At 71.5% G+C, this 25,166-nt stretch carries 27 protein-coding genes; 5 read left to right on the top strand and 22 right to left on the bottom strand.

All coding sequences use genetic code 11. The features are described 5' to 3' along the window. Positions 1 to 4: 4 nt before the first annotated feature. The 4 genes from V7Q31_RS02650 to V7Q31_RS02635 all read right to left on the bottom strand — a co-directional run bounded on the left by V7Q31_RS02650 (position 5) and on the right by V7Q31_RS02635 (position 2,565). The gene (locus V7Q31_RS02650) at positions 5 to 982 is read right to left on the bottom strand and encodes a calcium/sodium antiporter (RefSeq protein ID WP_333832120.1); all 978 of its coding nucleotides are present in this window, start codon (positions 980 to 982) and stop codon (positions 5 to 7) included. A 147-nt stretch (positions 983 to 1,129) separates the two neighbouring features. After that, a complete protein-coding gene (locus V7Q31_RS02645; protein ID WP_333832119.1) occupies positions 1,130 to 1,741 on the bottom strand; it encodes a glutathione S-transferase in 612 nt (203 codons plus the stop codon). A 50-nt stretch (positions 1,742 to 1,791) separates the two neighbouring features. Beyond that, on the bottom strand, positions 1,792 to 2,097 hold the full coding sequence (locus tag V7Q31_RS02640) for a hypothetical protein (RefSeq protein ID WP_333832118.1): 306 nt from the start codon (positions 2,095 to 2,097) through the stop codon (positions 1,792 to 1,794). 81 nt (positions 2,098 to 2,178) lie between these two features. Then, positions 2,179 to 2,565, bottom strand: coding sequence for a DUF2237 family protein (locus V7Q31_RS02635; protein WP_333832117.1), 387 nt, complete (start codon positions 2,563 to 2,565; stop codon positions 2,179 to 2,181). A 78-nt stretch (positions 2,566 to 2,643) separates the two neighbouring features. Between V7Q31_RS02635 and V7Q31_RS02630 the strand changes: the two genes are divergently transcribed. After that, a complete protein-coding gene (locus V7Q31_RS02630) occupies positions 2,644 to 3,204 on the top strand; it encodes a YSC84-related protein (RefSeq protein ID WP_333832116.1) in 561 nt (186 codons plus the stop codon). Positions 3,205 to 3,206: 2 nt separating this feature from the next. Here V7Q31_RS02630 and V7Q31_RS02625 read toward each other — a convergent pair whose 3' ends face one another. Then, positions 3,207 to 4,076, bottom strand: coding sequence for an NAD(P)-dependent oxidoreductase (locus V7Q31_RS02625; protein ID WP_333832115.1), 870 nt, complete (start codon positions 4,074 to 4,076; stop codon positions 3,207 to 3,209). Between the two features lie 129 nt (positions 4,077 to 4,205). On the opposite strand from V7Q31_RS02625, the gene V7Q31_RS02620 reads away from it, so the two are divergent. After that, positions 4,206 to 6,674 (top strand): penicillin acylase family protein, encoded by a 2,469-nt coding sequence (locus V7Q31_RS02620; RefSeq protein WP_333832114.1) that lies wholly within the window; start codon positions 4,206 to 4,208, stop codon positions 6,672 to 6,674. Between the two features lie 18 nt (positions 6,675 to 6,692). On the opposite strand, the gene V7Q31_RS02615 is transcribed toward V7Q31_RS02620, so the two are convergent. The 12 genes from V7Q31_RS02615 to V7Q31_RS02560 all read right to left on the bottom strand — a co-directional run bounded on the left by V7Q31_RS02615 (position 6,693) and on the right by V7Q31_RS02560 (position 15,602). Continuing rightward, a complete protein-coding gene (locus tag V7Q31_RS02615; RefSeq protein WP_333832113.1) occupies positions 6,693 to 6,878 on the bottom strand; it encodes a hypothetical protein in 186 nt (61 codons plus the stop codon). Positions 6,879 to 7,000: 122 nt separating this feature from the next. Then, positions 7,001 to 8,221, bottom strand: a complete 1,221-nt coding sequence (locus V7Q31_RS02610) for a cysteine desulfurase (RefSeq protein WP_333832112.1) — start codon at positions 8,219 to 8,221, stop codon at positions 7,001 to 7,003. A 29-nt stretch (positions 8,222 to 8,250) separates the two neighbouring features. Further along, complete coding sequence (locus V7Q31_RS02605; protein WP_333832111.1) at positions 8,251 to 8,865, bottom strand: YIP1 family protein; 615 nt, start codon at positions 8,863 to 8,865, stop codon at positions 8,251 to 8,253. Positions 8,866 to 8,987: 122 nt separating this feature from the next. Continuing rightward, entirely contained in the window at positions 8,988 to 9,593 is a 606-nt protein-coding gene (locus tag V7Q31_RS02600) for a YIP1 family protein (protein WP_333832110.1), read from the bottom strand. Positions 9,594 to 9,598: 5 nt separating this feature from the next. Next, a complete protein-coding gene (gene sufD / locus V7Q31_RS02595) occupies positions 9,599 to 10,873 on the bottom strand; it encodes a Fe-S cluster assembly protein SufD (protein WP_333832109.1) in 1,275 nt (424 codons plus the stop codon). Further along, the gene (sufC, locus tag V7Q31_RS02590; protein ID WP_333832108.1) at positions 10,870 to 11,625 is read right to left on the bottom strand and encodes a Fe-S cluster assembly ATPase SufC; all 756 of its coding nucleotides are present in this window, start codon (positions 11,623 to 11,625) and stop codon (positions 10,870 to 10,872) included. The genes sufD and sufC overlap by 4 nt, the downstream gene beginning before the upstream one ends. A gap of 70 nt (positions 11,626 to 11,695) precedes the next feature. Beyond that, on the bottom strand, positions 11,696 to 12,025 hold the full coding sequence (locus tag V7Q31_RS02585) for a hypothetical protein (RefSeq protein ID WP_333832107.1): 330 nt from the start codon (positions 12,023 to 12,025) through the stop codon (positions 11,696 to 11,698). After that, positions 12,022 to 12,327 (bottom strand): hypothetical protein, encoded by a 306-nt coding sequence (locus V7Q31_RS02580; RefSeq protein ID WP_333832106.1) that lies wholly within the window; start codon positions 12,325 to 12,327, stop codon positions 12,022 to 12,024. Before V7Q31_RS02580 ends, V7Q31_RS02585 begins: the two co-directional genes overlap by 4 nt. Beyond that, positions 12,324 to 12,545 (bottom strand): hypothetical protein, encoded by a 222-nt coding sequence (locus V7Q31_RS02575; RefSeq protein WP_333832105.1) that lies wholly within the window; start codon positions 12,543 to 12,545, stop codon positions 12,324 to 12,326. The genes V7Q31_RS02580 and V7Q31_RS02575 overlap by 4 nt, the downstream gene beginning before the upstream one ends. Beyond that, positions 12,542 to 14,062, bottom strand: a complete 1,521-nt coding sequence (gene sufB / locus V7Q31_RS02570; protein WP_333832104.1) for a Fe-S cluster assembly protein SufB — start codon at positions 14,060 to 14,062, stop codon at positions 12,542 to 12,544. Before sufB ends, V7Q31_RS02575 begins: the two co-directional genes overlap by 4 nt. A gap of 11 nt (positions 14,063 to 14,073) precedes the next feature. Continuing rightward, positions 14,074 to 15,132: a cysteine desulfurase family protein gene (locus tag V7Q31_RS02565; RefSeq protein ID WP_333832103.1), complete on the bottom strand. Its 1,059-nt coding sequence runs from the start codon at positions 15,130 to 15,132 to the stop codon at positions 14,074 to 14,076. Continuing rightward, positions 15,129 to 15,602, bottom strand: a complete 474-nt coding sequence (locus V7Q31_RS02560) for an Rrf2 family transcriptional regulator (protein WP_333832102.1) — start codon at positions 15,600 to 15,602, stop codon at positions 15,129 to 15,131. Before V7Q31_RS02560 ends, V7Q31_RS02565 begins: the two co-directional genes overlap by 4 nt. Positions 15,603 to 15,801: 199 nt before the next feature. Here V7Q31_RS02560 and V7Q31_RS02555 point away from each other — a divergent pair, with 199 nt between their 5' ends. Continuing rightward, complete coding sequence (locus tag V7Q31_RS02555; RefSeq protein ID WP_333832101.1) at positions 15,802 to 16,455, top strand: alpha/beta hydrolase; 654 nt, start codon at positions 15,802 to 15,804, stop codon at positions 16,453 to 16,455. Here V7Q31_RS02555 and V7Q31_RS02550 read toward each other — a convergent pair. Next, complete coding sequence (locus V7Q31_RS02550; protein ID WP_333832100.1) at positions 16,416 to 17,606, bottom strand: anhydro-N-acetylmuramic acid kinase; 1,191 nt, start codon at positions 17,604 to 17,606, stop codon at positions 16,416 to 16,418. The genes V7Q31_RS02555 and V7Q31_RS02550 overlap by 40 nt on opposite strands. Before the next feature lie 71 nt (positions 17,607 to 17,677). Between V7Q31_RS02550 and tyrS the strand changes: the two genes are divergently transcribed. After that, positions 17,678 to 18,925, top strand: a complete 1,248-nt coding sequence (tyrS, locus tag V7Q31_RS02545; protein WP_333832099.1) for a tyrosine--tRNA ligase — start codon at positions 17,678 to 17,680, stop codon at positions 18,923 to 18,925. 9 nt (positions 18,926 to 18,934) lie between these two features. Here the strand turns inward: tyrS and V7Q31_RS02540 are convergent, their stop codons facing one another. The 4 genes from V7Q31_RS02540 to hpt form a co-directional block, all read right to left on the bottom strand. Then, positions 18,935 to 22,258: a YhdP family protein gene (locus tag V7Q31_RS02540; protein ID WP_333832098.1), complete on the bottom strand. Its 3,324-nt coding sequence runs from the start codon at positions 22,256 to 22,258 to the stop codon at positions 18,935 to 18,937. Positions 22,259 to 22,420: 162 nt separating this feature from the next. Then, positions 22,421 to 22,900 carry a peroxiredoxin gene (locus V7Q31_RS02535; RefSeq protein ID WP_333832097.1) on the bottom strand — a complete coding sequence of 160 codons (480 nt, stop codon included), beginning with the start codon at positions 22,898 to 22,900 and terminating at the stop codon, positions 22,421 to 22,423. A 92-nt stretch (positions 22,901 to 22,992) separates the two neighbouring features. Beyond that, positions 22,993 to 23,820, bottom strand: a complete 828-nt coding sequence (locus tag V7Q31_RS02530) for an N-acetylmuramidase domain-containing protein (protein ID WP_333832096.1) — start codon at positions 23,818 to 23,820, stop codon at positions 22,993 to 22,995. A gap of 185 nt (positions 23,821 to 24,005) precedes the next feature. Further along, entirely contained in the window at positions 24,006 to 24,542 is a 537-nt protein-coding gene (gene hpt / locus V7Q31_RS02525) for a hypoxanthine phosphoribosyltransferase (protein WP_333832095.1), read from the bottom strand. Between the two features lie 147 nt (positions 24,543 to 24,689). On the opposite strand from hpt, the gene V7Q31_RS02520 reads away from it, so the two are divergent. Next, entirely contained in the window at positions 24,690 to 25,157 is a 468-nt protein-coding gene (locus tag V7Q31_RS02520; RefSeq protein WP_333832094.1) for a type II toxin-antitoxin system RatA family toxin, read from the top strand. Positions 25,158 to 25,166 lie beyond the last annotated feature (9 nt).

Below are 25,166 nucleotides of genomic sequence, written 5' to 3'. Positions count from 1 at the left end.
CGTCTCAGCCGGCGGCGGCGGCGCTCCCGAGCGCGGTCGCGCTGAGCCAGCCGATATAGGCGACGTAGCCAGCCAGCATCGCGCCGCCCTCGGCCCGGCATACCCGCCAGCCGGTGAAGGCCGCGCCGAGCAGAAGCGCCGTCGCCGCCGTCATCACCCAGATGTCCACCTGCATGATCTCGGCGGGCACCTCCACCGGCTTTATGATCGCGGTGATCCCGAGAATCCCGAGTATGTTGTAGATGTTGCTGCCGACGATGTTGCCGAAGCCGACGTCGTTGTGCCCGCGCGCCGCCGCGACCACCGAAGTGACGAGCTCCGGCAGCGAGGTGCCGAGCGCGACAAGCGTCAGCCCGATGATCGCATCCGACACGCCGAGCCGCTCGGCCAGCGTCACCGCGGCGTCCACCAGCATCTGCGCGCCGAAGATCATCATCGCGAGGCCCGCCGCGATCATCAGCGCGGCGCGCCCGAGCCCGGTCGCCTGCGCCGCTTCGATGTCGATGTCGATCTCGGCCTCCGCGGCGTCCGCGGCGACCTGCCTGCGGTCGCCGATGCAGGCGTAGAGGACGTAGGCGCCGAGCAACATCGCGAAGATCAGCCCGGTCGCGCGCTCGACCATGCCGGTCATCGCGGTGATCACGCAGAGAATGGTGGCGACGGCGAGCACCGCTCCGTCGCGCTTCAGCGTCGCTTTCGCCGTGAGCACCGGCTTGATCAGCGCCGTCAACCCCAGGATCAGCAGGATGTTGCAGATGTTGGAGCCGACGACATTGCCGACCGCCACGCCCGGCGAGCCGACCAGCGCAGCCTCGACGCTTGTGACGAGTTCCGGCATCGAGGTGCCGAAGCCGACGACGACGATGCCGATCACAAGGGGCGACATGCCGAGCCCCGCCGCGACCGAGACCGCGCCGCGCACGAGGAATTCCCCGCCGAGCACCAGAATCGCGATGCCGACGGCCAGAAGCAGGATTGTCACGCAGGTCCTCCGGGATCGGAACCGTCGTCGAGTCGCCCCGAAGGGACTGTCCCGGAAGTGCGCCGGCGGCTCCGGCTCTGCAAGGGGCCTGGGTGAAAATATGGTCGAATTGCGGCGCCAGCCGGCGTTTCGCGCGAACCGGTCGGGTCAGGCGGGCGGCATGGTCGCGCGGTAGCTGTCGAGCGCCGCGAAGCCATCGTGCCACGCGGCGAGTTTCGGGCGCGTCGCGCGCCAGTCGAGCGCGCCGTAGCGGAAATCGAGATAGCCGAGCGCGACCCCGGTCGCCAGACCGCCGGCGTCGAGCGGGCCGCCGAGATGGGCGATCCAGAGGGTCTCGAGCGCATCCAGCGACCGCGTGATCTTGAGGATCTGCGCGTCCACCCAGGGCTGGAACTGCGCCTCTGCAGGCCGCAGCCGCGATTCGTAGAGCGCGATCACGGCGGCGTCGAGCATCCCGTCGGCCAGCGCCTCCAGCGTCGCAGCCGTCCATTCCGCAGGGCCGCGCGGATAGAATTTCCGCCCCGGATGCAGGCTATCGAGATAGCGGCAAATCACCCGGCTGTCGAAGATCGCCGGGCCGTCGGGCCGCTCGAGGCAGGGGATCTTGCCCAGCGGATTGGCGGCGGCGATCGCAGCGTCCGGGGCGATCGGGGTCGTGGCGATGGCGACCTGCTCGACGCGGTCGTCGAGCCCGGTCTCGATCAGCAGCATCCGCACCTTGCGGACATAAGGCGAGGTCGGGGACGAGTAGAGTTTCATGGCGGTCTCCGGGGGGTCGGCCGGCGCGCCGCGCGTGGCCGAGGCGAATATCAGCGCGCGGCGCGCAGGCGGCGCGCGCGCAGGCGGCCGACGGCGCAGAGGTCGATCTCCACCCCCGGCCCGTCGCTCCCGAGCCGCACGGCGCGCCGCCAGCGCGCCTCGGCGTCGGCGCGGGCGGCGCGCGGATCGAGCCGCAGATCGGCGCCCTCGGGCACCCGGTCGAGCGCGTCCTCGGTGGCGATGTCGAGGCGTTCGGGACCGCGCCGCGCCGCCAGCGCCGCGCCGATGGCGGCGGCCGCGGCGAGTTGCGCGAGGCGCAGGGCGAGCGGAGCGGTCAGCAGCGCGGGCAAGGGCATGGCGTCGACCTGCGTGAAAGGTTCCGACGGCAGTTCACACCCGGCGCGCCGTCTTGTCCACCGCGATCCGCGGACGCGCGCTCAACTCAGATCGAGCGCATGGGCGCGCAGCGCCTCCATCGGACAGACCTCCAGCGCGCGGCGATGCGTCGAGACCAGCCGAACCCGCGGCGCCTTGCCGGCCTGATGCGCCTCCATCCAGCGCGCCGCGCACAGGCACCAGCGGTCGCCGGGCTTCAGTCCGGGGAAATGGAATTCGGGGCGCGGCGTGGACAGGTCGTTGCCGCGCGCCTTCGAGAAGGCGAGGAACTCCTCGGTCATCACCGCGCAGACGGTGTGCGAGCCCGCGTCGAGCGGGGCGGTGTCGCAGCATCCGTTGCGGAAGAACCCCGTCATCGGCGCGGTGGAGCACGGCTCCAGCGGCGCGCCCAGCACGTTCACCGACTCGTCCGCCTCGATCGCGCGCATCCTCGCCTCATCCGCCGCTTTTCCGCCCCGAGGGCCATGCTAGACACATAGCGCAGGCGGTAGGAAAGGAGAAACCCCATGAGCACCCCAACACGGCGCGCGGCGCTGTCGCAGATCGGCCTCGCCGCGGTCCTTCTGGCGTTCGGCGCGGCGACGGCGCAGGCGGAGGAACGCGAGATCATAGACACGCGCGTGCGCCTCGCGACGGAGGAACTGCGCGCGAGCGTGCCGGGCGCGGCGGAACTGCTCGATCAGGCGCGCGGCGTGCTGATAATGCCAAACATCGTCAAGGGCGGGCTGATCGTCGGCGGCGCCTATGGCGAGGGCGCGCTGCTCGTGGGCGGCGAAACGGTCGGCTATTACGCGCTCGCCGCCGCCTCGCTCGGCTTCCAGCTGGGCGTGCAGTCCTCCAAGCAGGCGCTCCTGTTCATGACCGACGCGTCGCTGGAGAAGTTCCGCGCCTCGCAGGGCTGGCAGGCCGGCGTCGACGCCGAGGTGACCATGCCGGGCGACGGGCTGAGCGCCCAGCTCAAGACCACCTCGCGCGAAGCGCCGGTGATCGCGATCGTCTTCGGGCAGGACGGGCTGTTGGCCGGCGCAAGCCTCGAAGGCGCCAAGTTCAGCCCGATCGCGCGCTGAGATCAGGCTTTCGGGAGGCGGCGGATCAGGCTGGACGTGTCCCAGCGCCCGCCGCCCATCTTCTGCACCTCGGCGTAGAACTGGTCGACCAGCGCCGCGACCGGGAGCGCCGCGCCGTTGCGCCGCGCCTCGTCTAGGCAGATCCCGAGATCCTTGCGCATCCAGTCCACCGCGAAACCGAACTCGAACTGGTCGGCGAGCATGGTCTTGTGGCGGTTCTCCATCTGCCACGAGCCCGCCGCGCCCTTGGAGATCACGTCGATCACCGCCTCGCCGTCGAGACCGGCGGCCTGCGCGAAGGCGAGCCCTTCCGCGAGCCCCTGCACCAGCCCCGCAATGCAGATCTGGTTGACCATCTTGGCGAGCTGGCCCGCGCCCGACGGCCCGAGCAGGCGCTGCGAGCGCGCATAGGCCGCGATCACCGGCGAGATGCGCGCGTAATCGGCCTCGGCGCCGCCGCACATGATGGTGAGCACGCCGTTCTCGGCGCCCGCCTGCCCGCCGGAGACCGGCGCGTCGACGAAGCCGAGGCCGCGCGCGCGCGCCTCGGCGTCGAGCTCCCGCGCGACGAGCGCCGATGCGGTGGTGTGATCGACGAACACCGCGCCTTTCGCCATGCCCGCAAATGCGCCGTCCGGGCCGAGCGTCACGCCGCGCAGGTCGTCGTCATTGCCGACGCAGGCCATCACCACATCGGCGCCCGCCGCGGCTTCGGCGGGCGTCGCGGCATGCGCGCCGCCATGCGCCGACGCCCAGGCCTCGGCCTTGGCGGCGGTGCGGTTGTAGACGGTCACCTCATGCCCGGCCTTGGCGAGGTGGCCCGCCATCGGATAGCCCATCACTCCGAGCCCGATAAACGCCGTCTTCGCCATGTCCGAACTCCGTCCGCCCGTCTATGTTGAGCCGCAGGCGCGCGCGATGCGTGTCCTGCGGGGCTGCGCGGCGCACCCTGACTTCGGGCCGCAGCGGCGTCAAGGCGCGCCCGGAAAGGACTTCGCGCGATGCGTCTGATCTTCCGGCTGATGCTCTGGGCGCTCGGCGCGACGGCCGCTGCGGCGCTCGGGGGGCTGGGGCTGGCCTATTACCTCGCCGCGCGCTCGTTGCCCGACTACGCCGGAGCTTGGACGGCCCCGGAACTGTCGGCCCCGGTCGAGATCGTGCGCGACGCGCAGGCCGTGCCGCACATCTTCGCTCAGACCGACGCCGACGGCTTCTTCGCGCTGGGCTGGGCGCATGCGCAGGATCGGCTCTGGCAGATGGAGATCGCGCGCCGCACCGCGCAGGGGCGGCTGGCGGAGCTGTTCGGCCCGCAGGCGGCGCCGGTCGATCTGTCGATGCGCGCGCTTGAGCTGCCGCGCCGCGCGCGCTCCGCCCTCGCCTTCCAGTCGCCGCAGACCCGCGCGCTGCTGGACGCCTACGCCGAAGGCGTCAATGCGCGGGTGCGCGCGGTGAACGCGCGGGCGCTGGGGCGCGGCGCGCCGGAATTCTTCCTGTTCGGCCAGGACGGGCTCGCCCCCTGGACCGCCGCCGACTCGCTGTCTCTGGTCAAGCTGATGGCGCTGCGGCTGACCTCGGCGGCGCGCCTCGAGGCGCGGCGGGCGCGGCTGCTGGCGCTGCTGTCGCCGGAGCAGATCGCCGATCTCGACCCCGACTCGCCCGATGATGGCGCTATGGCCCTGCCCGCCTTCGACGCGCCGCGCGACGGCCTGACGGGGCCCGCCGACCGCGCCGACGCCGCGCCCTCGCCCTTCTCGCCTTTCGCAGAGCCGGGGCGGGGCGGCGCCTCCAACATCTGGGCGGTGTCGGGCGCGCGGGCGGCCAGCGGCGCGCCGCTGCTGGCGAGCGACCCGCATCTGTGGCTGTCGGCGCCGAGCGTGTGGATGCTCGCCCGGCTTTCGAGCCCCGGTTTCGACGCGATCGGGGGCTCGATCCCGGGGATTCCCGCGATTCTGATCGGGCGCAACGACGTGTTCGGCTGGGGGCTGGCGACCACCCAGATCGACGATCAGGACGTCTATCTCGAACAGATCGACCCCGAAAATCCCGACCGCTACCGCACGCCGACCGGCTGGGCCGACTTCGAGACGCGCGAGGAGACGCTGCAGGTCGCCGGCCGCAACCCCGCGCTGCTGCGCTTCCGCGCGACCCGCCACGGCCCGGTGATGCCGGCGGGCGGCGAGCTCGACTTCTCCGCCGTCACGCCGCCGGGCCATGTCGCGGCGCTCGCCTGGACGGGGCTGGCGGAGGAGGACCGCTCGATGGAGGCGCTGCTGGCGCTGATGCGCGCGCGCAGCGTCGAGGAGGGGGCGGCGGCGGCGCGGCTGCATCTGGCCCCGGCGCAGAACGTCGTCATGGCCGACCCCGACGGCGTGGGGATCGCCGTCGCCGGCGCGATCCCGCTGCGCCGCGCCGACAGCCGCACGCAGGGCCGCATACCCGCGCTCGGCTGGCGCGCCGAGAACGACTGGGAGGGCTTCATGCCGGCCGAGGCCGCGCCGCGCGCGCTGCGGCCCCTGTCGGGCGCCGTCGCCAACGCCAACAACCGGGTGACCAACGCCCCTTTCCCCGAGCACCTCTCCTTCGACTGGGCCGAGCCCTACCGCTTCCGCCGCATCGCCCGCCGCATCGCCGACCGCGAGTTCCACAGCCGCGAGAGCTTCATGGAGATGCAGTCGGACGCCGTCTCGGAGATGGCGCGCAGCGTGCTGCCGCTGATCGCGCGCGAACTGTGGTGGAGCGCGCCGCCCGAGACCGACGCGGCCGGCCAGCGCCGCGCCGCGGCGCTCGACCTGCTGCGCCAGTGGAACGGCGAGATGGCCGCGCATGATCCCGAGCCGCTGATCTTCTCGGAATGGCTGCGGATGCTGACGCGCCGGCTCGCCGAGGACGAGCTCGGCGCGGCCTTCCCGCTGATCGAAGGGCCGCGGCCGCTGTTCGTGGAGCGGGTGTTCCACAATGTGGGCGGCGCGTCGCGCTGGTGCGACGTCGTCAAGACGCCCGAGCGCGAGGCCTGCGCCGACATCGCCCGCCTCGCCCTCGACGACGCGCTGGCGGCGCTGACCGCGCGGCACGGCCCGAGGGTCGAGGGCTGGCGCTGGGGCGCGGAGCATGTCGCGACGCATGTCCACGCGCCCCTCGGGCTGCAGCGCGTGCTCGGCCTCGTCGTCAACATCACCCATGAGAGCGCAGGCGGCGCCCACACCATCCTGATGGGCGCGACGCCGGGCCAAGGGGCCGAGCCGCACGCCAACGTCCATGCGGCGGGCTTGCGGATGGTGCTGGATTTCGCCGACCTCGACAGGTCGGCCTTCGTGATCGCGACGGGGCAGAGCGGCCACCCGCTCTCGCGCCACTACGACGATCTCGGGCGGCTGTGGCGGCGCGGCGACTACGCGCCGATGTCGCTCAATCCCGAAGACGCGCGCGCCGGCGCGCGCGGCGTCACTCGGCTGGCCCCGCCCGGCGGCTGAGGCGCCGCGCGCTCAGGATCAACCGCGCAGGCCGTAATTCTCGGGGTTGAGCGTCTCGAAGGCGAAGGCCCAGTAGGCTTTCCACGGCGCGACCCAGAGCAGCGTGACGTTTTCGACCGTCCGTCCGATGACGCCTTGCGCGTCGGAGAAGGCGAAAGCGTCGGCGGCGGATGCGGCTCCGACCGGGCGCGGCGTGCAAACCATGGCGTGACCCCCTTGAAACCCGATCGCCGTTCGCGACCGTTCTATAAAAGAGGTTAGCGTGCAAACGCTGCATGTCGATTACGACTTTCGTCGCCGCGCAAGATTCTTACAAAATACACGCATCACACGAACAGTTCGCGACAGAGCTGCAGCGCGTCCACCAGCGCGTCGATCTCCTCCTCAGTGTTGTAGAGCCCGAGCGAGGCGCGGCAGGTCGCATTCACGCCGAGATGCGCCATCAGCGGCTGCGCGCAGTGATGCCCGGCGCGCACCGCCACGCCCTTGCGGTCGATCACGGTGGAGATGTCGTGCGGATGCGCGGCGCCCTGCATCGTGAAGGAGAAGATCGCGCCCTTGGTCTCGGACTGGCCGTGCACGGTCAGCCAGTTGATCCCGCCGAGTCGGTCGCGCGCATAGTCGCGCAGGCGGCGCTCATGGGCGGCGACGTTGTCCATGCCGAGCCCGGTCAGATAGTCGATCGCCGCTCCCAGACCGATCATCTGCGCGATGCCGGGCGTCCCCGCCTCGAACTTGTGCGGCGCGTCGTTGTAGGTGACGCGGTCCTTTGCGACTTCGCGGATCATGTCTCCGCCGCCGATGAAGGGGCGCATCTCGGCGTGGCGGGAGCGCCGGGCGTAGAGCGCGCCCGAGGCGGTGGGACCATAGAGCTTGTGGCCAGTGATCACATAGAAATCGCAGCCGATCTCGGCGACGTTCACCGGCATGTGGACGGCGGCCTGCGACCCGTCGAGCAGCGTCGCCACGCCCCGCGCGGCGGCCTCGCGGCAGATCGTCTTCACATCGACGACCGTGCCGAGCACGTTGGACATGTGGGTGAGCGCGACGAGCTTCGTGCGCGGGCCGATGGCGTCGATCACCGCCTGCGGGTCCAGATCGCCCCGCGCGTCGACATCCACCCATTTCAGCACTGCGCCCTGCCGCTCGCGCAGGAAATGCCACGGGACGATGTTGGCGTGGTGCTCCATCACCGAGAGCACGATCTCGTCGCCCGGCTCGAACCGCGGCGCCGCCCAGGCCTGCATCACCTCGTTGATCCCGAAGGTCGCGCCGGGGGTGAACCAGATCTCGTCCTCATGGGCTGCGCCGAGGAAGCGGGCGATCTTGCCGCGCACCGCCTCGTATTTCTCGGTCGCGAGATTGGACAGGTAGTGCAGCCCGCGATGGACGTTGGCGTATTCCTCGGCATAGGCGCGGGTCACCGCGTCGATCACGTCCTGCGGCTTCTGGGCCGATGCGCCGTTGTCGAGATAGATCAGGGGCTTGCCGTGCACCTTGCGCGACAGGATCGGGAAGTCGCGGCGGATTTCGCGGACGTCGTACATGCGCTGAAGCTCCTTGAGCGCCGGCCCCGTCAGCCCCGACCGGCTGCGACGAGCACTGTCAGGACCGCTCCGATCGAGATAGCCACGGCGGCCGTCGCGGCCACCACCCGGCCCGTGCTTCTGAAGCCGTGCGCCTCCGCGACGCAGGAGCCGAGCAGCCAGAGGTTGTAGCCGATGTAGAAGCCGAGCAGCATCACCGAGCCGCCGCCGGCGCCGCTCTCGGCGCCGGCGGCGGGCAGGGCGGGGCGGAAGATCATCGCCTGCACCGGCGTCAGCGCGGCGCTCAGCACGCTGTGCCACGCGATCGCGGCGGCGACGTCCGAAGGCTTGCCGGCCCCGCCGAAGGCCCGCCCGATGAAATAGGCGAGCATGGCGACCAGGACGTAATTGACGAAGGCGAGCGAGGCGAGGGCGAGCTGGCCCATCGGCCCCAGCCCGCCCGCCATGGCGCCCCCCATCGCGCCGGGCGCGATGACGCCGATCAGCGCCCAGAACATGCCCTGCATCGCCGCGGCAAGGCCCACGATCAGCAGCCGCTCGCGCCCGTCGGGCCGCGCGTCGATCACCGCGCGCGCCACCGCCCGCGGCCGCACCAGGCCGAGCGTCAGCTTCTCGAGGAACATCTTCAGAGGTAGGAAGTCCATCACAGCCCCGCGCCCGACGACCCTTGCGCGCGCGCCGCTCTCCGCAGTCCGCGCGCCCCGCCCGCCTGCTCTTACGCCATCGCCGCGCCCGGCGCACGCCCCGCCGGCGCGCAGGCCGCCCGTCACGCGACCGCCATCCACCAGCCGAGCCCCGCAGCCCCGGCGGCGAGCGCCGCGAACACGGCGAAGACCCGCGCGCCCGAGCGGAAGCCCTGCGCCTCGGCGAGCCCCGGCCCCAGCAGCCACGCCCAGACGAGCCCCGCGGCGACGCCGCCCAGATCGCCGATCCACGCCGGAGCGCCGGCCATCGCGACAGCGCCCGCCGCCGCCACCGTCAGCGCGAGCCCCGCCGGCGCCGCGGCCAGCCCGCTCCAGAAGAACGCGGCCCGCGTATCGCGCCAGCCGCCGCGTCCGCCGAAAGCCCGGCAGACCAGCCCGATCAGCGCCGCCGCCGCATAGAGCCCGAGCGGGCGGAAAAACGTCCCGATCACGACCTGCGTCGTCGCCCACTGGTCGAAATCCGCCGCCGCCTCCGGGTCGGGCGTCAGGATCTGGACGCCCACCGCCCCAAGCACGTGGAAGAGCGACGCGGCCACGGCGTAGAACAGCAGCCGCGGCTCGTTCGCCGCGTCGATTTCGATCCGCGCGCCGCCGCGCGGATCGCGGAAGGTCCCCGCGATGCGGTCGACGAGTCCTTGCGGGCGCGCAACTCGGGCTGGCGCGGTCATCGGGTTCAGCGCCGCCCCATCCACTCAGCCACGAGCCCGCGCATCGCCTCGGCGAGGACCTCGGACTCGATCTCCGCGATCGCCTCGTCCACGAAAGCCGCGACCAGCAGCGCCTCGGCGGCCTTTTTCGGCAGGCCGCGGGCGCGGAGGTAGAACAGCGCCTCCTCGTCGATCGCGCCGGTGGTCGAGCCGTGGCTGCACTTCACGTCGTCGGCGTAGATTTCCAGTTCGGGCTTGGCGTCGAACTCCGCCGCGTCCGACAACAGGATCGACTGGCTGATCTGGTACCCGTCGGTCTTCTGCGCCGGCTGGCGCACGAAGATCTTGCCTTGAAACACCGACCGCCCGCGCCCGTCGAGCACCGATTTGTAGACCTGCCGGCTCTCGCAATGCGCGGCCGAATGGGTGACGAAGACCGTGTTGTCGATATGGCTGTCGCCGGTGGCCAGCACGCCGCCCGCCGCATGGCCGACCCCGTGATCGCCGGCGAGGTCGAACACCACCTCGTTGCGCGTCAGCGGGCCGTCGGCAGTGAGGGTGAAGCTCTTGAACAGCGCGCGCGCGCCGATCCGCGCGAAGACATGCGTCGCGCCGGGCTGGCGCGGGCCGGTCTGGGCGCGGGCATGGTGCAAGGCGCCGCCCTCTGCGACGTCCGCCTCCATGCAGGCGTTGGTGGCGGCGCCGCTCTCGATCAGGGTGAGCGACGCGCCCTTCTCCACGCGTACGAGGTGGCGGATCGTCGCCGCCCCCTCGCCGATCTGCAGGTAGCGAATGTGGATCGGCTGCGCGGCCTCGCCGGTCACCCGCAGAGCGAGCCCTTCGGTCGCGACCGCGGTGTTGAGGGCGGCGAGGGGCCGAGCGACTTTCTCCTGCCCCGCCGCCTCGAGCGCCCCGAACGTCTCGCGCGCGAAGCTGATGTCGGCGCCGAGCGCCTTACCAAGCGGCAGGATCTCGACGCCTGCGACCGCCGAAGCAGAAAGATCGGGGCGGAATCGCCCGTTTACGAAGACGATCTCCGCCGCGTCGACGCCTCCCAGAGTCGGGGCCAAAGCCTCCGGCTCGGCCTCGGGCGCTGCGGCGAGCGGCGCGACGAGGCGCGCGGGGTCGGTGTATTTCCAGTACTCGTCGCGCCGGACGGGTCCGCCCATCGCCGCGAGCCGCGCGCGGGCCGCCGCCCGCGCCGCCGCCGCCCATCCCGCCTCACCGGTGGGAGCGGGCGCCGCGACGAGCAGGCGGTCGGCGAGCGCGCGCTTGGCCTCGGTGGTCGCAGCGCGGCTCATTCCGACGCCTCCACCATGTCGCCATAGCCCTCGTTCTCGACGCGCAGCGCGAGGTCGGGGCCGCCGGATTCTATAATCCGCCCGCCGGCCATGATGTGCACGACGTCGGGCTGGATGTGGTCGAGGAGGCGCTGGTAGTGCGTGATCACGAGGAAGCCGCGCTCGGGGCTGCGCAACGCGTTCACGCCCGAAGCCACCAGCTTCATCGCGTCGACGTCGAGGCCCGAATCGGTCTCGTCGAGGATGCACATGCGCGGCTGAAGGATCGCCATCTGCAGGATTTCGTTGCGCTTCTTCTCACCGCCCGAGAAGCCGACATTGACTGCGCGCTTGAGCATCTCGGCGTCGATCTTCAGCTTGGCGGCCTCGGCGCGCACAAGCCGCAGGAAGTCGGCGGCGTTCATCTCCTCCTCGCCGCGATGGCGGCGCTGGGCGTTCAGCGCCTCGCGCAGGAAGGTCATGTTGCCGACGCCGGGGATCTCGACCGGATACTGGAAAGCGAGGAACAGCCCCTCGGCGGCGCGCGCCTCGGGCTCCATGTCGAGCACGTCATGGCCGAACATCTCGACCGTCCCGTCGGTCACCTCATAGCCGTCGCGGCCCGAGAGCACATAGGACAGGGTCGACTTGCCCGACCCGTTCGGCCCCATGATCGCATGCACCTCGCCCGCGGGGACGGTGAGGTTGACGCCCTTGAGGATCGCCTTGTCCTCCTCCTCGAGCTTCACATGCAGGTTATCGATCTTGAGCATAAATCCCTCGTCGGATATGCGCGCGCCGCGCGCTGTGGGCGCCCTGAGGGCGCGTCTCGGTCAGGTCGGGTCAGTCGGTCGCAGGCGCCTCGGCGTCTTCGAAACGCGACTTCGGCGCGGCGATGCCGGTCGCTCGCCGCCACAGCGACAGCAGCGCCTTCACCGCCGTCCGGGCGATCAGCGAAAAGCACAGCCACAGGCCGAGGATCGCGAGGTCGGACGGCTCGTAGCCGGGAAACACCCAGCCCGGACCCTTGGCCGCCAGCGCGAAGGCGAAGATCACGAGGATCACCGTCAGGGGCTTGTCGATCAGCTGCGCCACCGCGCGGGCCATTCGCTCGCGCGGGTCGTCGACGAACGTCTCGCCGACGATCTCGAATCGGGGATCGGGCGCGCTCATGCTGGCCGCTCCCCGCCAGCGCGCAGCGCCCGGCGACGCCAGATCGCCTCGATCGCGAACCACGCCCCAAGCGCGCCGGCCACCAGCGCCGCGGCGAGCGCCGCCTTGAACAAAGCCACCGCCCCGTCCAGCGGCCCGAGCTGGAGCAGTTTCTTGACCGGCAGCGCGAACAGCATGCCGAGCACCAGAAGCCGCAGCGCATAGGTGCTCCATCGCCGCTCGTGCCGGCGCAGCGTGACGGCGGCCCGCAGGTCGCGCCAAAGCCGCGCCAGACGCGCGGAGGCGATCCGGCGCGGCGTCATTCAACCAGGTCCAGACGGCGCTCGATGCGGTCCTGGCGGAGCTTGAGCATCGCAACATCGCTGTCCTGATGGACTTGCCGCGCCATGAACGCGGCCATGCGCTGCTTGATCGCCGTCATCTCGCCGCGCACGCCCCGCATATCTCCGCGCATCAGCGCGAATTCGCCCTGAAGCTTCTTGGGGAACTCCAGCGCGAGTTTGGCGGCTTCCTCGGTCATCCCACGCTGCCCTCCAGCGAGATCGCGACCAGCTTCTGCGCCTCGACGGCGAACTCCATCGGCAGCGCCTGCAGCACTTCCTTGCAGAAGCCGTTGACCACAAGCGCCACCGCCGCTTCCTCGTCGATGCCGCGGGCGCGGCAGTAGAAGAGTTGGTCGTCATCGACTTTCGACGTCGTCGCCTCGTGCTCGGCGCGGGCCGAGCTGTTCTTGATCTCGATATAGGGCACGGTGTGCGCGCCGCACTGGTCGCCGATCAGCAGCGAGTCGCACTGGGTGAAGTTGCGCGCGCCCGCGGCGCGGGGATGCATCGTCACCAGCCCGCGATAGGTGTTCTGCGCCCGGCCGGCGCTGATCCCCTTCGAGACGATCCGGCTTTTCGTGTTGCGGCCGAGATGGATCATCTTGGTGCCGGTGTCGGCCTGCTGGGCGTTGTTGGCGATGGCGATCGAGTAGAACTCGCCCTGGCTGTCATTCCCGCGCAGGATGCAGGATGGATACTTCCAGGTGATCGCCGAGCCCGTCTCGACCTGCGTCCACTGGACCTTGGAGCGGTCGCCGCGGCAATCGGCGCGCTTGGTGACGAAGTTGTAGATGCCGCCGCGGCCCTGCTCGTCGCCCGGATACCAGTTCTGGACGGTCGAATACTTGATCTCGGCGTCCTCAAGCGCCACGAGTTCGACCACCGCCGCGTGCAGCTGGTTCGTGTCGCGCATCGGGGCGGTGCAGCCTTCGAGATAGCTGACATAGGCGCCCTTGTCGGCGATGATCAGCGTGCGCTCGAACTGGCCGGTGTTCTCCGCGTTGATGCGGAAATAGGTGCTCAGCTCCATCGGGCAGCGCACCCCGGGCGGCACATAGACGAACGAGCCGTCCGAAAACACCGCCGTGTTGAGCGTCGCGAAGTAGTTGTCCGAAGCGGGCACGACCGAGCCGAGATACTTGCGCACAAGCTCCGGATGCTCCTGCACGGCCTCGGAAATCGAGCAGAAGATGACGCCGGCGGCGGCGAGTTCCTTCTTGAAGGTGGTCCCGACCGACACGCTGTCGAACACCGCGTCCACCGCCACCTTGCGGCCCTCGATCGGCGCGGTCTCCGCGCCCTCGACGCCGGCGAGGATCATCTGCTCGCGCAGCGGGATGCCGAGCTTCTCATAGGTGCGCAACAACTCCGGATCGACCTCGTCGAGCGATTTCGGCTTCTCGGCGAAGCTCTTGGGCTGCGCGTAGTAATACTGATCCTGATAGTCGATGGGCGCGATGTTGAGCATCGCCCAGTCCGGCTCGACCATCTCCTTCCAGCGGCGGAACGCGTCGAGGCGCCACTCCAGAAGCCATTCCGGCTCGTTCTTCTTGGCCGAGATCAGGCGCACGATGTCCTCGTCGAGGCCCTTCGGCGCATAGTCCATTTCGATCTCGGTTTCCCAACCGTACTTGTATTTCCCCATGGAGCGCACGGCGTCGATGGTTTCGGCGTCCACGCCGTCCTTGACCTGAATTTCGTCGAGAGCAGCCATGTCCGCCTCCTTCATGCCGCGCATGCGCGGCGCTTTCGCACCATCCCGCCCCAGAGGGCGCGGAATCTGTCGACCTCGGCCCGCGTCGTGGCGAGCCCCAGCGAGACGCGGATCGCGCAGGACGCGACCTCGGCGCCGTAGCCCATCGCCCGCAAGGTCCGGCTCTGCCGCACCTTGCCCGACGAACAGGCCGAGCCCGCGCTCACCGCCGCGCCCCCGAGGTCGAGCGCCATCACCTGCGTCTCCGCAGCCCAACCGGGCAGGGCGACGCAGAGCGTGTTGGGCAGGCGCGCCGCCCCCGCGCCGACGACCACCGCCTCCGGCGCCGCGTCGCGCATTCCCGCCTCCAGCCGGTCGCGCAGCGCGGCGACCGCCTCCCAGACACCCGCCGCCCGCTCCGCCGCCGCCGCCTCCGCCGCCGCGCCGAAGCCCGCGATGGCGGCGACGTTCTCCGTGCCCGCGCGCCACCCCCGCTCCTGCCCGCCGCCGCGCAGGGCCGGCTCGGGCGCGCAGCCCTCTGGCGCGATCAGCGCGCCAGCGCCTTTCGGCCCCCCGAGCTTGTGCGCGGCGAGGATCGCGAAGCGCGCCCGCTGCGGGAGATAGCGCCAGCCGGTCCGCCCGACAGCCTGCGTCGCGTCGCAAAGATCGACGACGCGGCCCGGATCCGGCTGCAGCACGCCCGTCTCCGAATTCGCAGCCTGCAAGGCCAGCGCGGCGTCGCCCGCCGCCGCCGCGTCCACGATCCCCTCCGAATCGACCGGCAAACGCGCATCGGCCTGCGCCGCCACGCAGTCATGCTCCACCTCGGCGCAGACGAGCGGCGGCAGGGCGCGCACGGCGAGCGCGGCCGCCTCGGTCGCGCCGGAGGTGAAGATCACCTGATCGGGCGCGCAGCCCGCGAGCGCGGCCACCTGCGCCCGCGCCCGCTCCACCGCCGCGCGCGCGGCGCGGCCCTCGGCATGGGCGCTCGACGGATTGCCGACGAGGTCGAGCGACGCCGCCATCGCCGCCCGCGCCTCGGGGCGCAGCGGAGCCGTCGCGTTCCAGTCGAGATAGAGCCGCGCCGTCACGCGGTCAGCTCCACATCCTCCACCAGCGGCCACAGAGTCGGCGCGGCGGGGCAGGGCGCCAGCCGATCCTCGATCACGTCGGCGATGGAGGTCTGACTGAGGAACACATGCACATGGCTCGAAAGCTGCTCCCACAGATTGTGGGTGAGGCATTTTGCGCGCGAGCCGCCGCAGCCCGGCTCCACCGCGCTCTCGCAGCGCACGGCGCTCACGGTCTCGTCCACCGCCGCCATCACGTCGATGATCCGCAGCTCCGAAGCCGGCTTGCCGAGACGGTAGCCGCCGCCGGGGCCGCGCACGCTGTCGACCAGCCCCGCCTTCCGCAGCCGCACGAAGAGTTGTTCGAGATAGGCCAGCGACACGTCCTGCCGCTGCGAGATCTCCGACAGCGTCACCAGCCGGTCGCCGCCCTGCAAGGCGATGTCGGCCAGCGCCGTCACCGCGTAGCGACCCTTCGTGCTGAGCTTCATCGCCGCCTCCTCCGCGCACCGCGCGACCCTCTGTCGGCGCCGGCTCGATTGACTGCGGGCCGCCGCGAACTTAAGTCGCATGAACGGCGGGGCGCGCACCTCGCCGTTTAGAAGAATTCTAGAGTGCCTGACAAAACCCGTCAAGCATTCCCGGCCGCAGGGTCCGCCCTGACCCGCACCCCTAGGAGGCGCCCGCCCGATGCCTGAAGTGATTTTCGCCGGTCCCGACGGGCGCCTCGAAGGCCGCTACCATCCGCAGAAGGACCGCGACGCGCCGATCGCGCTGGTGCTGCACCCGCATCCGCAATTCGGCGGCACGATGAACAACAAGGTCGTCTACAACCTGCATTACGCGTTCCACCGGCTCGGCTTCTCGGTGCTGCGGTTCAACTTCCGCGGCGTAGGGCGCAGCCAGGGCGAGTTCGATCAGGGAATCGGCGAGCTGTCGGACGCCGCCTCGGCGCTCGACTACCTCCAGCACCTCAACCCCAATGCGCGGCAGTGCTATGTGGGCGGCTTCTCCTTCGGCGCGTGGATCGGGATGCAGCTGCTGATGCGCCGGCCGGAAATCGCCGGCTTCGTGTCGATCGCGCCGCCAGCCAACATGTACGATTTCAGCTTCCTCGCGCCCTGCCCGTCCTCGGGGCTGATCGTGAACGGCGACGCCGACCGGATCGCGCCGCCCGCCGATGTCGAGAAGCTCGCCGCCAAGCTCAAGACGCAGAAGGGCATCACCATCACGCACGAGGTGATCCCCGGCGCGAACCACTTCTTCGAGCAGGGCATGGAGGAAATGATCGACCTCGTCGAAGGCTATGTCCGGATGCGGCTGTCGGAGAGCATGGCCGCCTGATCAGGCGGCCCCGCCTCCTCGGCGCCGTGCAGCCGCCCGCCGACGGTCGGGGCGCTGCAGCCGGTGGTGGCGGGAAAGGTCGTCGGCAGGCCGCGCGCGCCGCGAATCGCCAGATGCGCGAAGGCCTGCGCCTCGAGCATGTCGCCGTCGAGCCCGACATCCTCGACCGGCGCGACCGGCGCGTTGATGCGCCGCCGAAGCCCCTGCATCAGCGCCGCATTGCGCCGCCCCCCTCCGCAGACCAGCCAGCGCGCAGGCGGGCTCGGCATGAGGCGCAGAGCGGCGGCGACCGATTCGACCGTGTAGAGCGCCAGCGTCGCCGCGCCGTCCTCGACCGAAAGGCCGGCGCAGTCGTCGAGCGCGCGCTTGAAGCGGTCGCGGTCGAGCGATTTCGGCGGCGGGGCGGCGAAGAACGGATCGGCCAGCCAGCGCGCGACCAGCGCCGCATCGGCCCGCCCAGCCAGCGCCGCAGTCCCGCCCTCGTCGAAGGCCGCGCCGCGGCTCGCCGCCATCCAGTCGTTGAGCAGCGCGTTGCCCGGCCCGGTGTCGAAGGCGAGCAGCGCTCCGTTCGCGAGATCGACGTAGGTGACGTTGGCGACGCCGCCGATGTTGAGGACTGCGACCGCCTCCGACAGGCCCAGCCTGCGCGCGAGCGCCTGATGGAACACCGGGACCAGCGGCGCCCCCTGCCCGCCCGCCGCCATGTCCGCCGCGCGGAAATCGCCCATCGTCGCCGCGCCGAGCCGCGCCGCGAGCCGCGCCGGCGCGCCGACCTGCAAGGTGAAGCCCTCGGCTGGGCGATGCACGAGCGTCTGACCGTGAAAGCCGATCAGCGCGGGCCTCGGCTGGGCGGGATGGGCCGCGAGCAGCCGCTCCACGGCGCGCGCATGCGCCTCGGTGGCGGTGGCGGCGGCGGCGCGCACCGCCAGCGGCCAGCGCAGCGCGTCGCGCAGCTGGGCGGTCGGCGCGCCTTGGGCCGCCTGCGCGCCGAGCATCAGCGCGCGCAGCTCCCGCCGGTCGTAGGGGAAGAAGCCCGACGGGCCGAACGCCGTCACCGTCTCGCCGTCGCCGAGCAGGAATGCGGCGTCCACTCCGTCCATCGACGTGCCCGACATCAGCCCGAGCGCCCAGACCGGCCGCGTCTGCGCCATCCGCTTTCCCTCCCGAAGGCCGCCCGCTATACCCGCCGCGTTCCGCCGGCGCAAATCCGAGGCCAGAGCCCATGACCTACCAGCCGCGCTCCGACTTCCTCCGCACGCTCGAAGCCCGCGGGTTCGTGCAGGACTGCACCGATTTCGAAGCGCTCGACGCAAGGCTGCTCAAGGAGCCGGTCTCGGGCTACATCGGCTTCGACTGCACGGCGCCCTCGCTGCATGTCGGCTCGCTCATCCAGATCATGATGCTGCGCTGGCTCCAGAAGACCGGCGGCAAGCCGATCTGCCTGATGGGCGGCGGCACCACCCGCATCGGCGACCCGTCCTTCCGCGACGAGAGCCGCCCGCTGCTGGACGAGGCCGGCATCGCCGCCAACATGGCCGGCATCCGCAAGGTGTTCGACCGCTATATCGATTTCGGCGACGGTCCGACCGGGGCCGTCATGCCGGACAACGACGAATGGCTCGACGGGCTGAAATACATCGAATTCCTGCGCGATTACGGTCGGCATTTCTCGATCAACCGTATGCTCAGCTTCGACAGCGTGCGGCTGCGGCTCGAGCGCGAGCAGAACCTCAGCTTCCTCGAATTCAACTACATGCTGCTGCAGGCCTACGACTTCCTGGAGCTGTATCGCCGCCATGGCTGCGCGCTGCAGATGGGCGGGTCGGACCAGTGGGGCAACATCGTCAACGGCGTGGACCTGACCCGCCGGGTCGCGCAGGCGGAGGTGTTCGGGCTGACCTCGCCGCTGCTCACGACCGCCGACGGCAAGAAGATGGGCAAGACCGCCGCCGGCGCGATCTGGCTGAACGCCGAGATGCTCTCGCCTTACGAGTTCTGGCAGTTCTGGCGCAACACCGCCGACGCCGATGTCGGGCGCTTCCTGAAGCTCTACACCGAATTGCCGCTCGACGAGATCGCGCGGCTGGAAAGCTTGCGCGGGGCCGAGATCAACGAGGCCAAGAAGCTGCTCGCGAACGCCGTAACGACGCTCGCCCACGGGGCCGCGGCGGCGCAGGCGGCGGAGGAGACGGCCCGCGAGACCTTCGAGAAGGGCGGCGCCGGAGAGGATCTGCCGACAGTCCTCGTGACGGTCGAAGGGGCGGGCGTGCCGGTGACGCAGCTCTTCGTGAAGGCGGGCCTGGCCGCCTCCGGCAAGGAGGCCAGGCGCCTGATCGCCGAAGGCGGCGCGCGGGTCAACGACCAGCCGGTCGTCGATCCCGGCGCGCTGATCACCCGCGCGCTGTTCGCCGACGGCGCGATCAAGCTCTCGGCTGGTCGCAAGCGCCACGCGCTGGCCCGGCTGGCCTGAGCGCGTCTTTCAGCGGTTGCGCTCCTTCGCGGCCCGGTTCGCCTCGGCCTCGGGGTCCGGCGGCGCGGCCCCGAGATCGAGCAACGCGCGGAACACGCCCGGCGTCAGCGCCGAAAGCGGGTTCACCCGGACTTGCGGATCGGCGGCCGGGCCGTCGAGCGCGAAGTTGAAGCCGATCAGCCCCTCCCCCTCGCCGCCGGTCAGCAGCGCGCCGAGCAGCGGGATCGCGCCGAGCGCGCTGTTGATCTGGTAGAGCGGCGTGAACACGCCTGTCATCGCGAGCCGGTCGGCGGCGAGGTCGTAGCCGCCCTGCATCGTCAATCCGATGGTCGGCCCGGTCGCGACGAACTCCGACAGGTCGAACAGGTCGTCCTCGAGCGCGAATTCGGCGCGCACCGCGTCGAAGGCGAGGCCGCCTTCGGTCTCGAGCCGTTCCTGCGCCGCCTCGAGCCGGGCTTCGGCGAGCATCGCGCGCAGCGCGGGGTCGTCGATCACCGTAACGTCGCGCAAGCGCGCCGTGCCCTCGATGCGCATAGCGGCTCCCCGGGTCACGCGCGCCTCGACGTCGAGCGCGCCGCCCAGCGCGTCGCCGAACAGCCCCGCCGCCCGGAGCGCCCCGCCACCGTCCGAGGAGCGAATGCGCACAGAACCGCCCGCCTCGGCGCCCTCGAAGCTCAGGATTGCGACAGCCGGCGCGCCTTCGCGCCCGACCAGCGCGCCGTCGACCTGCGCGCTCACAGACCCCTGCGAACTCCGCGCAAGCCGGCCGCGCGCCGCGCGCAGCGACAGCGCGTCGGTCAGGTCGAGCCGGTCCACGTCCAGATCGACCGTCGCCGCAAGCGCCGTCTCGCCCGTCTGCCCCTCATGCGCGCCGGCGTCGCCGAGGGCGGCCAGATCGAGCCGCGCGCCGCGCACGGTCGCCGCCAGCCCCTCGGGGGTTCGGGTCGCCGAAAGCGAGACGTCGCTGCGCCCGAGCCGCAGCCGCGACAGATCGACCGTCTCGAGCGCCCCTTGCGCGTCCAGCCGCGCCGCGCCGCGCGCCGTCAGGCCCGGCGCGTCGAAGTCGATCCGCCCCAGCGTCACGGCCCCGTCGCCGGCCCCCGGCAGCCGGCCCTCCAGCCGCGCCGACGCCGCCGCGCCCGCGGGCTTCTCCCAGTTCAACGCCGGCTCCACGAGGGCCGCCTGAGCGAGGTCCAAACGCAGATCGAACGCGGCAGCCGAGCCCGGCCCGAGCGCGACCTCCGCGTCGACGGAAGCGGTCCCGCCGCGCCATTGGGCGACGTCGATCCCGAAGGCCGCGGCGTTCGCGGGCGCGAGCGCAGCCGCGATCGACAGGCGGGTGGAGGGCGCGTCGGGGCCGGACGAGAAGAGTTCCGTCCAGTCGAAGCGCAAAGGCCCCGCCTCCCCGCCGCGCGGCGCGAGCGTCCCTTCGCCTGCGACGCGCATCTGCGCCGCGCTCGCGGAGAGCGTCGCGCGAGGGGCGCGCAGGGTCGCATCGAGACCGGGGGGATCGAAAACCACATCGGCCAGCGCCGCCTCGACGTCCACGCCGACATCTTCGAGCGCAAGGTCGCGCACGAGCGGCAGCGTCAGCCAGGCCCGCACCTCCGCGGCCCCGCCCACCGATTGCGGGTCGAGGTCGAGCTTCGAGGTCAGGGCGAGCGGCTCGGCGTCGATGAGGTCGAGCACCGCGGAGATCGCGCCCCGCCCTTCGATCTCGACGACCGACAGCGCGCGCGGATCGTTCGCGTCCGGCAGGCGCAGCGCGCCGCCAGTCAGCCGCACCTCGCCGCCCGAGGGCGCGCGGACGCGACCCTTCGTCATCGCCAATCCGAACTGCTTCAGCGTCGCGACGCCCCACCCCGCCCCTTCCTCGATGGGCGGCATCGGGCGGAGGAAATGGGCCGTCGCGTCGCGAAACGAGAAGCCGACCGAGAGCGAATCCTCCTCCCGCCCGAGGCGGGCCGCGATCTCGAACGCGTCGACGACGCCGCTTTCGAGATTGTCGGCCACCCAGTTCCGCGCGCCGGGCGCCGCCGGAAGCGGCCACAGCGCCGCCAGCGTCGCAGCGTCGAGATCGCGCCCACGCAGCGCCCCCTCGCCGCTCCAGCCGCCCGCCGCGTCGCGCGCCGCACGGGCGCGCCCGTGCAGCGTCAGCCCGGCGCGCTCCAGCCGCAGCGCCGCGACATCCAGCGTGCCCGCCGCCATGTCGAGCCGCGCGAGCGCCCCGCCCCCGTCGAAGGCGACGGGGGCCGCGAACAGCGCCGGATCGCGCAGCGAAAGCGCGTCGATCTCGACCTGCGCGACGAAAGCGCCGTCCTCGGGCTCGGCTGCGAGAAAGCCCGACAGCGCGACCGCCGCCGGCGCCGCGTCGAGCTCTGCGCGCAGGATGTCGTAGCGCCCCCGCGCGGGATCGTAGGCGAGATCGAGCGCGCCGCCGCGAAGCGCCGTCGCCTCCGCCCCATCTACCGCGAGCGAGCCGGCCCCGATGCGCAGCCGCCCGTCGAAGTCGCGCAGCGCGCCGGCCCCGTCTAGCGCCGCGCGCAGTTCGCCCCGGACCGGCGCGCGCAGGGCGCGCAACGCGTCGAGCGCGGGGAACTGGTCCGCCAGCGCCGAAGGTTCGGCCTGCGCGAAGCCCAGCCGCAGCGCCGCTCCGCCATCGGCCTCGCGCCAGCCTTCCGCCGTCAGCCGCGTCGGCCCGAACGCGCCGCCTTCGAGCCGCGCCGAAGCTTGCGCCGACAAGCGTCCCGACGCCTCCCGCGCGACAATCAGCGTCGCCCCCGAACTGCGCCAGACCCGCCCTGAGGCGGCGTCCTCATACCGCATCGACGCCGTGTCGAGCGCGATCTCGCGCAGCGCCGCGAGCGGCCCGGGCGCGCCGGCCTCCCAAGCCTCCAGCGCCGCAGCGACGGCGGCGAAGCCGTCGGGCGCGCCGCCCTCGGTATCCACCGCGAAGGAGAAGCGCCCCGACGCTTCGCGCCGCAGCACCACAGCCGCGCCCGAGATCGCGACGCCCGTCGGCCGCAGCCGGCCCGCCAGCAGATCGAGCGGGCGAAATCCCATCCGGGCGCGCGGAACCTCGAACAGCGTCGCCCCGTTCGAATCGCGCATTGTCATGTCGGAGAAGACAAGCCCGGGCCCGCCGCCTGCGTCGAGCGCCACGGCCAAGCCGCCGACGCGCAGCGCCATCCCCGGCGCCTCGCGCGCCAGCGCCGCCTCGACCCAGCGCGCCCCGACCTCGATCGGAATCGGCCCCTGCGCGAGCCTGAGATAGAGCGCGCCGCCCCCGGCCGCGGCGAGCCCGATCAGCGCCGCGGCAAGACCGAGCGCCATGCGCTGGACGCGCCGTCCGCGCCGCGCCTCTGGCCGCCGAGCCGTCCTGAAGCGATCCGCGAGGCCCGCCATGCCGCGTCGATCCTCCCGCGCGCACCCCGCCTCATCTCGCGCGAAGCGGCGGTCGGGCGCAACCCGCCGAGCCGCCCTTTCGGGGAAGGATCAGCCCTGGAGCGCCTGAGCCGCCTCCAGCACTTCCGCGACATGGCCCGGAACCGACACCTTCCGCCACGCCTTGCGGATGACGCCGTCGCGGATCAGGAACGTGCTGCGTTCGACGCCCATATACTTCTTGCCGTACATGCTCTTCTCGACCCAAACGCCGTAGCGCTCGCAGATGTCGCCCGCCTCGTCGGAGACGAGCGCGACGCCGAGGCCGTGCTTGTCGCGGAACTTGTCGTGCTTTTTCACGCTGTCCTTCGAGACGCCGACGATCATAGCGCCAGCCGCCTTGAAGGCCTCGAGGTGTTCGGTGAATTCGATCGCCTCGCGCGTGCAGCCCGACGTGTCGTCCTTGGGATAGAAATAGAGAACGACCGTCCCGCCCGACAGCTCCGCCGCCGAAAGCGTCTCGCCGCCGTCGCGCGGGCCGCTGAAATCCGGGGCCGCGTCGCCCTCGCCCACCAGTGTCGGATCGCCCATGCTCGCCCCCTGCGCTGTCGCTTCGGGCGAGCAAGATAACGCGGCGGAGGCTCCGTCAAGACGCAAGCGCCTTCGGCGCGGCGCTCGTCCGGTCAGGCGGCGGCGGGGTCGTTCAGCGCGCTCTCGAGCCGGGCGAGGGTCTCGGGCCCGACGATCCCGTCGCGCACGAGGCCCTGACGGGTCTGAAAGGCGCGCACCGCCGCGCCCGTCATCGCGCCGAACTCGCCGTCGAGCGCCAGCCGCACCCCCAGCGCGACGAGCGCCTGCTGCACGCGCAGCACCGCCTCGCCGCGCGCGCCGACGCCGATCGGCGCGGGCGCCGGCGGCGCCGGGCGGGCCTGCGCCCAGCGCGCATGCGCGCGCGCCATCCGCCCGGCGTAGTCATGCTTGGCGTGCATCGGCCCGTTGTAGCCGCGCGCGAACGCCGTCCAGTCGCGCGCGGCGAGCGCCGGCTCCAGCCCGCGCTTCGCAATGAAGCGCAGCATCAGCCGCACCTGGCCCTCCACGCCCGAGATCGCCTCCGCCGCCAGCGCCTCGGCGCTCTCATAGCCCAGCCAGCGCGCATTCTCGCCCAGCACCTGCCCGACGCCCCACGAGCACGCCGCATGAGCCGCCTCGCGGTCGATGAGCGCCGCGCGCGCCAGCAGCGCATAGCGTTCGCGCTGTGTGGCCGGGTAGGCGATCTCGCCCCAACGCGCCGCCGCAAGGCCGGACCGCTGCGCCCCGGGCCGCGCCTCGGGCCGCAGGCGGCGGTGAAAGACATGATATTCGAACAGGATGAGCGGCATGGGCCGACCGCCGACCTCGGTCAGCGCCTTGCCGCCGCTCTCGACCTCGACCACGGCGAGCAGGGCCGCCGGCTCGATCCCGCGCGCTTCTGCGACCCGGCGGATCTCGGTCTCGACATGGGCTGAGAACATGCTGCGCGCACTCCGCAACTACGAAAACCGCGCCAGTTTTTAATTGAAATCTCTTTAAAAGCGGTAAAGTTCCACGAGCGCCCCCGCCATGGAAACGTCATGATTACATCAATCAATTTCGGACATGTCGGGGCCGGACGATCAACGCGCTCTTGCAGGGGACCCTCCGACAGCGTCGGATGCGGTCACGGATCGGGGAACTTCACGCAGCCGATATAAGGCAGGTTCCGGTTCATCTGGGCGTAGTCGATGCCGTAACCCACGACGAAGGCGTCGGGGATCTCGAAGCCCACCCAGCGCGCCCGCACCTCCGCCTCGCGTCGCGACGGCTTGTCGAGCAGCGCGCAGACCTCCAGCCGGCGCGGCTGGCGCGTCTTCAGGATCCGCGCGACATGGGCCAGCGTGTGCCCGGTGTCGACGATGTCCTCGACCACCAGCACGTCGCGCCCGGCGATCTCGCCGCGCAGATCCTTCAGCACACGCACTTCGCGGCTCGATTCGGTCGCGTTTCCGTAGGAGGAGACCTCCATGAAGTCGATCTCGACCGGCAGCGACAAACGGCGCGCGAGATCGGCGATGAAGATGAAGCTGCCGCGCAGAAGCCCGACCAGCACCAGCTTCTCGGTTCCGGCGAAATGCGCGTCGATCTCGGCGGCGAGTTCGCCGACGCGTTGCGCGATGGCCGCTTCGGAGATCATCGGCTCGACGACATGCGGGCGCATTCCGGACGCTCTCCCTTGCCATGCGCGTCCGACTGGCCCATGACGCGCGGGCGCAGCCTAGCGCGCCGCAGGGGTGCGATGCGAGGGGCAGGCGCCGCGACAACCGGGCCGCTCGCCCCGGCCTCGCGCATCTGATCTGGGTCGCCCATGCCGACGCACGCCGAAAAACGTCTGATGCCCTACTCGGCCGACGAGATGTACCGGCTGATCGCCGACATCGAGGCTTACTCCGAATTCCTGCCCTGGTGCTCGGCGGTGCGGGTGCGCGGGCGCAGACCGCATCCTTCCGGAGGCGGGGCCGAAATCGTCGACGCCGACATGGTGGTGTCGTTCAAGCTGTTTCGCGAGCGTTTCGGCAGCCGGGTCGCGCTCCTGCCCGACCGTCGCGTGATCGACGTCGAGTATCTCGACGGCCCGTTCCGCTATCTGTCCAACCACTGGGAATTCGTGCCCGAAGGCCCGCAGAGCTGCACGGTGGATTTCTTCGTCGATTTCGAGTTCCGCTCGCGCACCTTGCAGGCTGTGATCGGCGTGGTGTTCAACGAGGCGATGCAGCGCATCGTCCGCGCTTTCGAGCGGCGCGCCGAACAACTCTACGGCGCGCGCGGCCTCTGAAAGGGGCGG

The organism is Rubrimonas sp., from assembly GCF_036788415.1.
Lineage (GTDB): Bacteria > Pseudomonadota > Alphaproteobacteria > Rhodobacterales > Rhodobacteraceae > Rubrimonas.
Note: the sequence above shows the minus strand (reverse complement) of the source record. Positions and strands in the feature narration are given on the sequence as shown.

Bases quoted from the DNA above. Each gene is read 5' to 3' on its own strand.
- V7Q31_RS02615 (WP_333832113.1), bottom strand. From the start codon at position 6,878: ATGGTTTGCACGCCGCGCCCGGTCGGAGCCGCATCCGCCGCCGACGCT.
- V7Q31_RS02520 (WP_333832094.1), top strand. From the start codon at position 24,690: ATGCCGACGCACGCCGAAAAACGTCTGATGCCCTACTCGGCCGACGAG.
- V7Q31_RS02635 (WP_333832117.1), bottom strand. From the start codon at position 2,565: ATGCGCGCGATCGAGGCGGACGAGTCGGTGAACGTGCTGGGCGCGCCG.
- V7Q31_RS02630 (WP_333832116.1), top strand. From the start codon at position 2,644: ATGAGCACCCCAACACGGCGCGCGGCGCTGTCGCAGATCGGCCTCGCC.
- V7Q31_RS02555 (WP_333832101.1), top strand. From the start codon at position 15,802: ATGCCTGAAGTGATTTTCGCCGGTCCCGACGGGCGCCTCGAAGGCCGC.
- V7Q31_RS02580 (WP_333832106.1), bottom strand. From the start codon at position 12,327: ATGACGCCGCGCCGGATCGCCTCCGCGCGTCTGGCGCGGCTTTGGCGC.
- V7Q31_RS02645 (WP_333832119.1), bottom strand. From the start codon at position 1,741: ATGAAACTCTACTCGTCCCCGACCTCGCCTTATGTCCGCAAGGTGCGG.
- hpt (WP_333832095.1), bottom strand. From the start codon at position 24,542: ATGCGCCCGCATGTCGTCGAGCCGATGATCTCCGAAGCGGCCATCGCG.
- V7Q31_RS02575 (WP_333832105.1), bottom strand. From the start codon at position 12,545: ATGACCGAGGAAGCCGCCAAACTCGCGCTGGAGTTCCCCAAGAAGCTT.
- sufC (WP_333832108.1), bottom strand. From the start codon at position 11,625: ATGCTCAAGATCGATAACCTGCATGTGAAGCTCGAGGAGGAGGACAAG.
- sufD (WP_333832109.1), bottom strand. From the start codon at position 10,873: ATGAGCCGCGCTGCGACCACCGAGGCCAAGCGCGCGCTCGCCGACCGC.
- V7Q31_RS02560 (WP_333832102.1), bottom strand. From the start codon at position 15,602: ATGAAGCTCAGCACGAAGGGTCGCTACGCGGTGACGGCGCTGGCCGAC.
- V7Q31_RS02620 (WP_333832114.1), top strand. From the start codon at position 4,206: ATGCGTCTGATCTTCCGGCTGATGCTCTGGGCGCTCGGCGCGACGGCC.
- V7Q31_RS02605 (WP_333832111.1), bottom strand. From the start codon at position 8,865: ATGGACTTCCTACCTCTGAAGATGTTCCTCGAGAAGCTGACGCTCGGC.
- tyrS (WP_333832099.1), top strand. From the start codon at position 17,678: ATGACCTACCAGCCGCGCTCCGACTTCCTCCGCACGCTCGAAGCCCGC.
- V7Q31_RS02530 (WP_333832096.1), bottom strand. From the start codon at position 23,820: ATGTTCTCAGCCCATGTCGAGACCGAGATCCGCCGGGTCGCAGAAGCG.
- V7Q31_RS02540 (WP_333832098.1), bottom strand. From the start codon at position 22,258: ATGGCGCTCGGTCTTGCCGCGGCGCTGATCGGGCTCGCCGCGGCCGGG.
- V7Q31_RS02585 (WP_333832107.1), bottom strand. From the start codon at position 12,025: ATGAGCGCGCCCGATCCCCGATTCGAGATCGTCGGCGAGACGTTCGTC.
- V7Q31_RS02600 (WP_333832110.1), bottom strand. From the start codon at position 9,593: ATGACCGCGCCAGCCCGAGTTGCGCGCCCGCAAGGACTCGTCGACCGC.
- V7Q31_RS02550 (WP_333832100.1), bottom strand. From the start codon at position 17,606: ATGGCGCAGACGCGGCCGGTCTGGGCGCTCGGGCTGATGTCGGGCACG.
- sufB (WP_333832104.1), bottom strand. From the start codon at position 14,062: ATGGCTGCTCTCGACGAAATTCAGGTCAAGGACGGCGTGGACGCCGAA.
- V7Q31_RS02640 (WP_333832118.1), bottom strand. From the start codon at position 2,097: ATGCCCTTGCCCGCGCTGCTGACCGCTCCGCTCGCCCTGCGCCTCGCG.
- V7Q31_RS02535 (WP_333832097.1), bottom strand. From the start codon at position 22,900: ATGGGCGATCCGACACTGGTGGGCGAGGGCGACGCGGCCCCGGATTTC.
- V7Q31_RS02625 (WP_333832115.1), bottom strand. From the start codon at position 4,076: ATGGCGAAGACGGCGTTTATCGGGCTCGGAGTGATGGGCTATCCGATG.
- V7Q31_RS02610 (WP_333832112.1), bottom strand. From the start codon at position 8,221: ATGTACGACGTCCGCGAAATCCGCCGCGACTTCCCGATCCTGTCGCGC.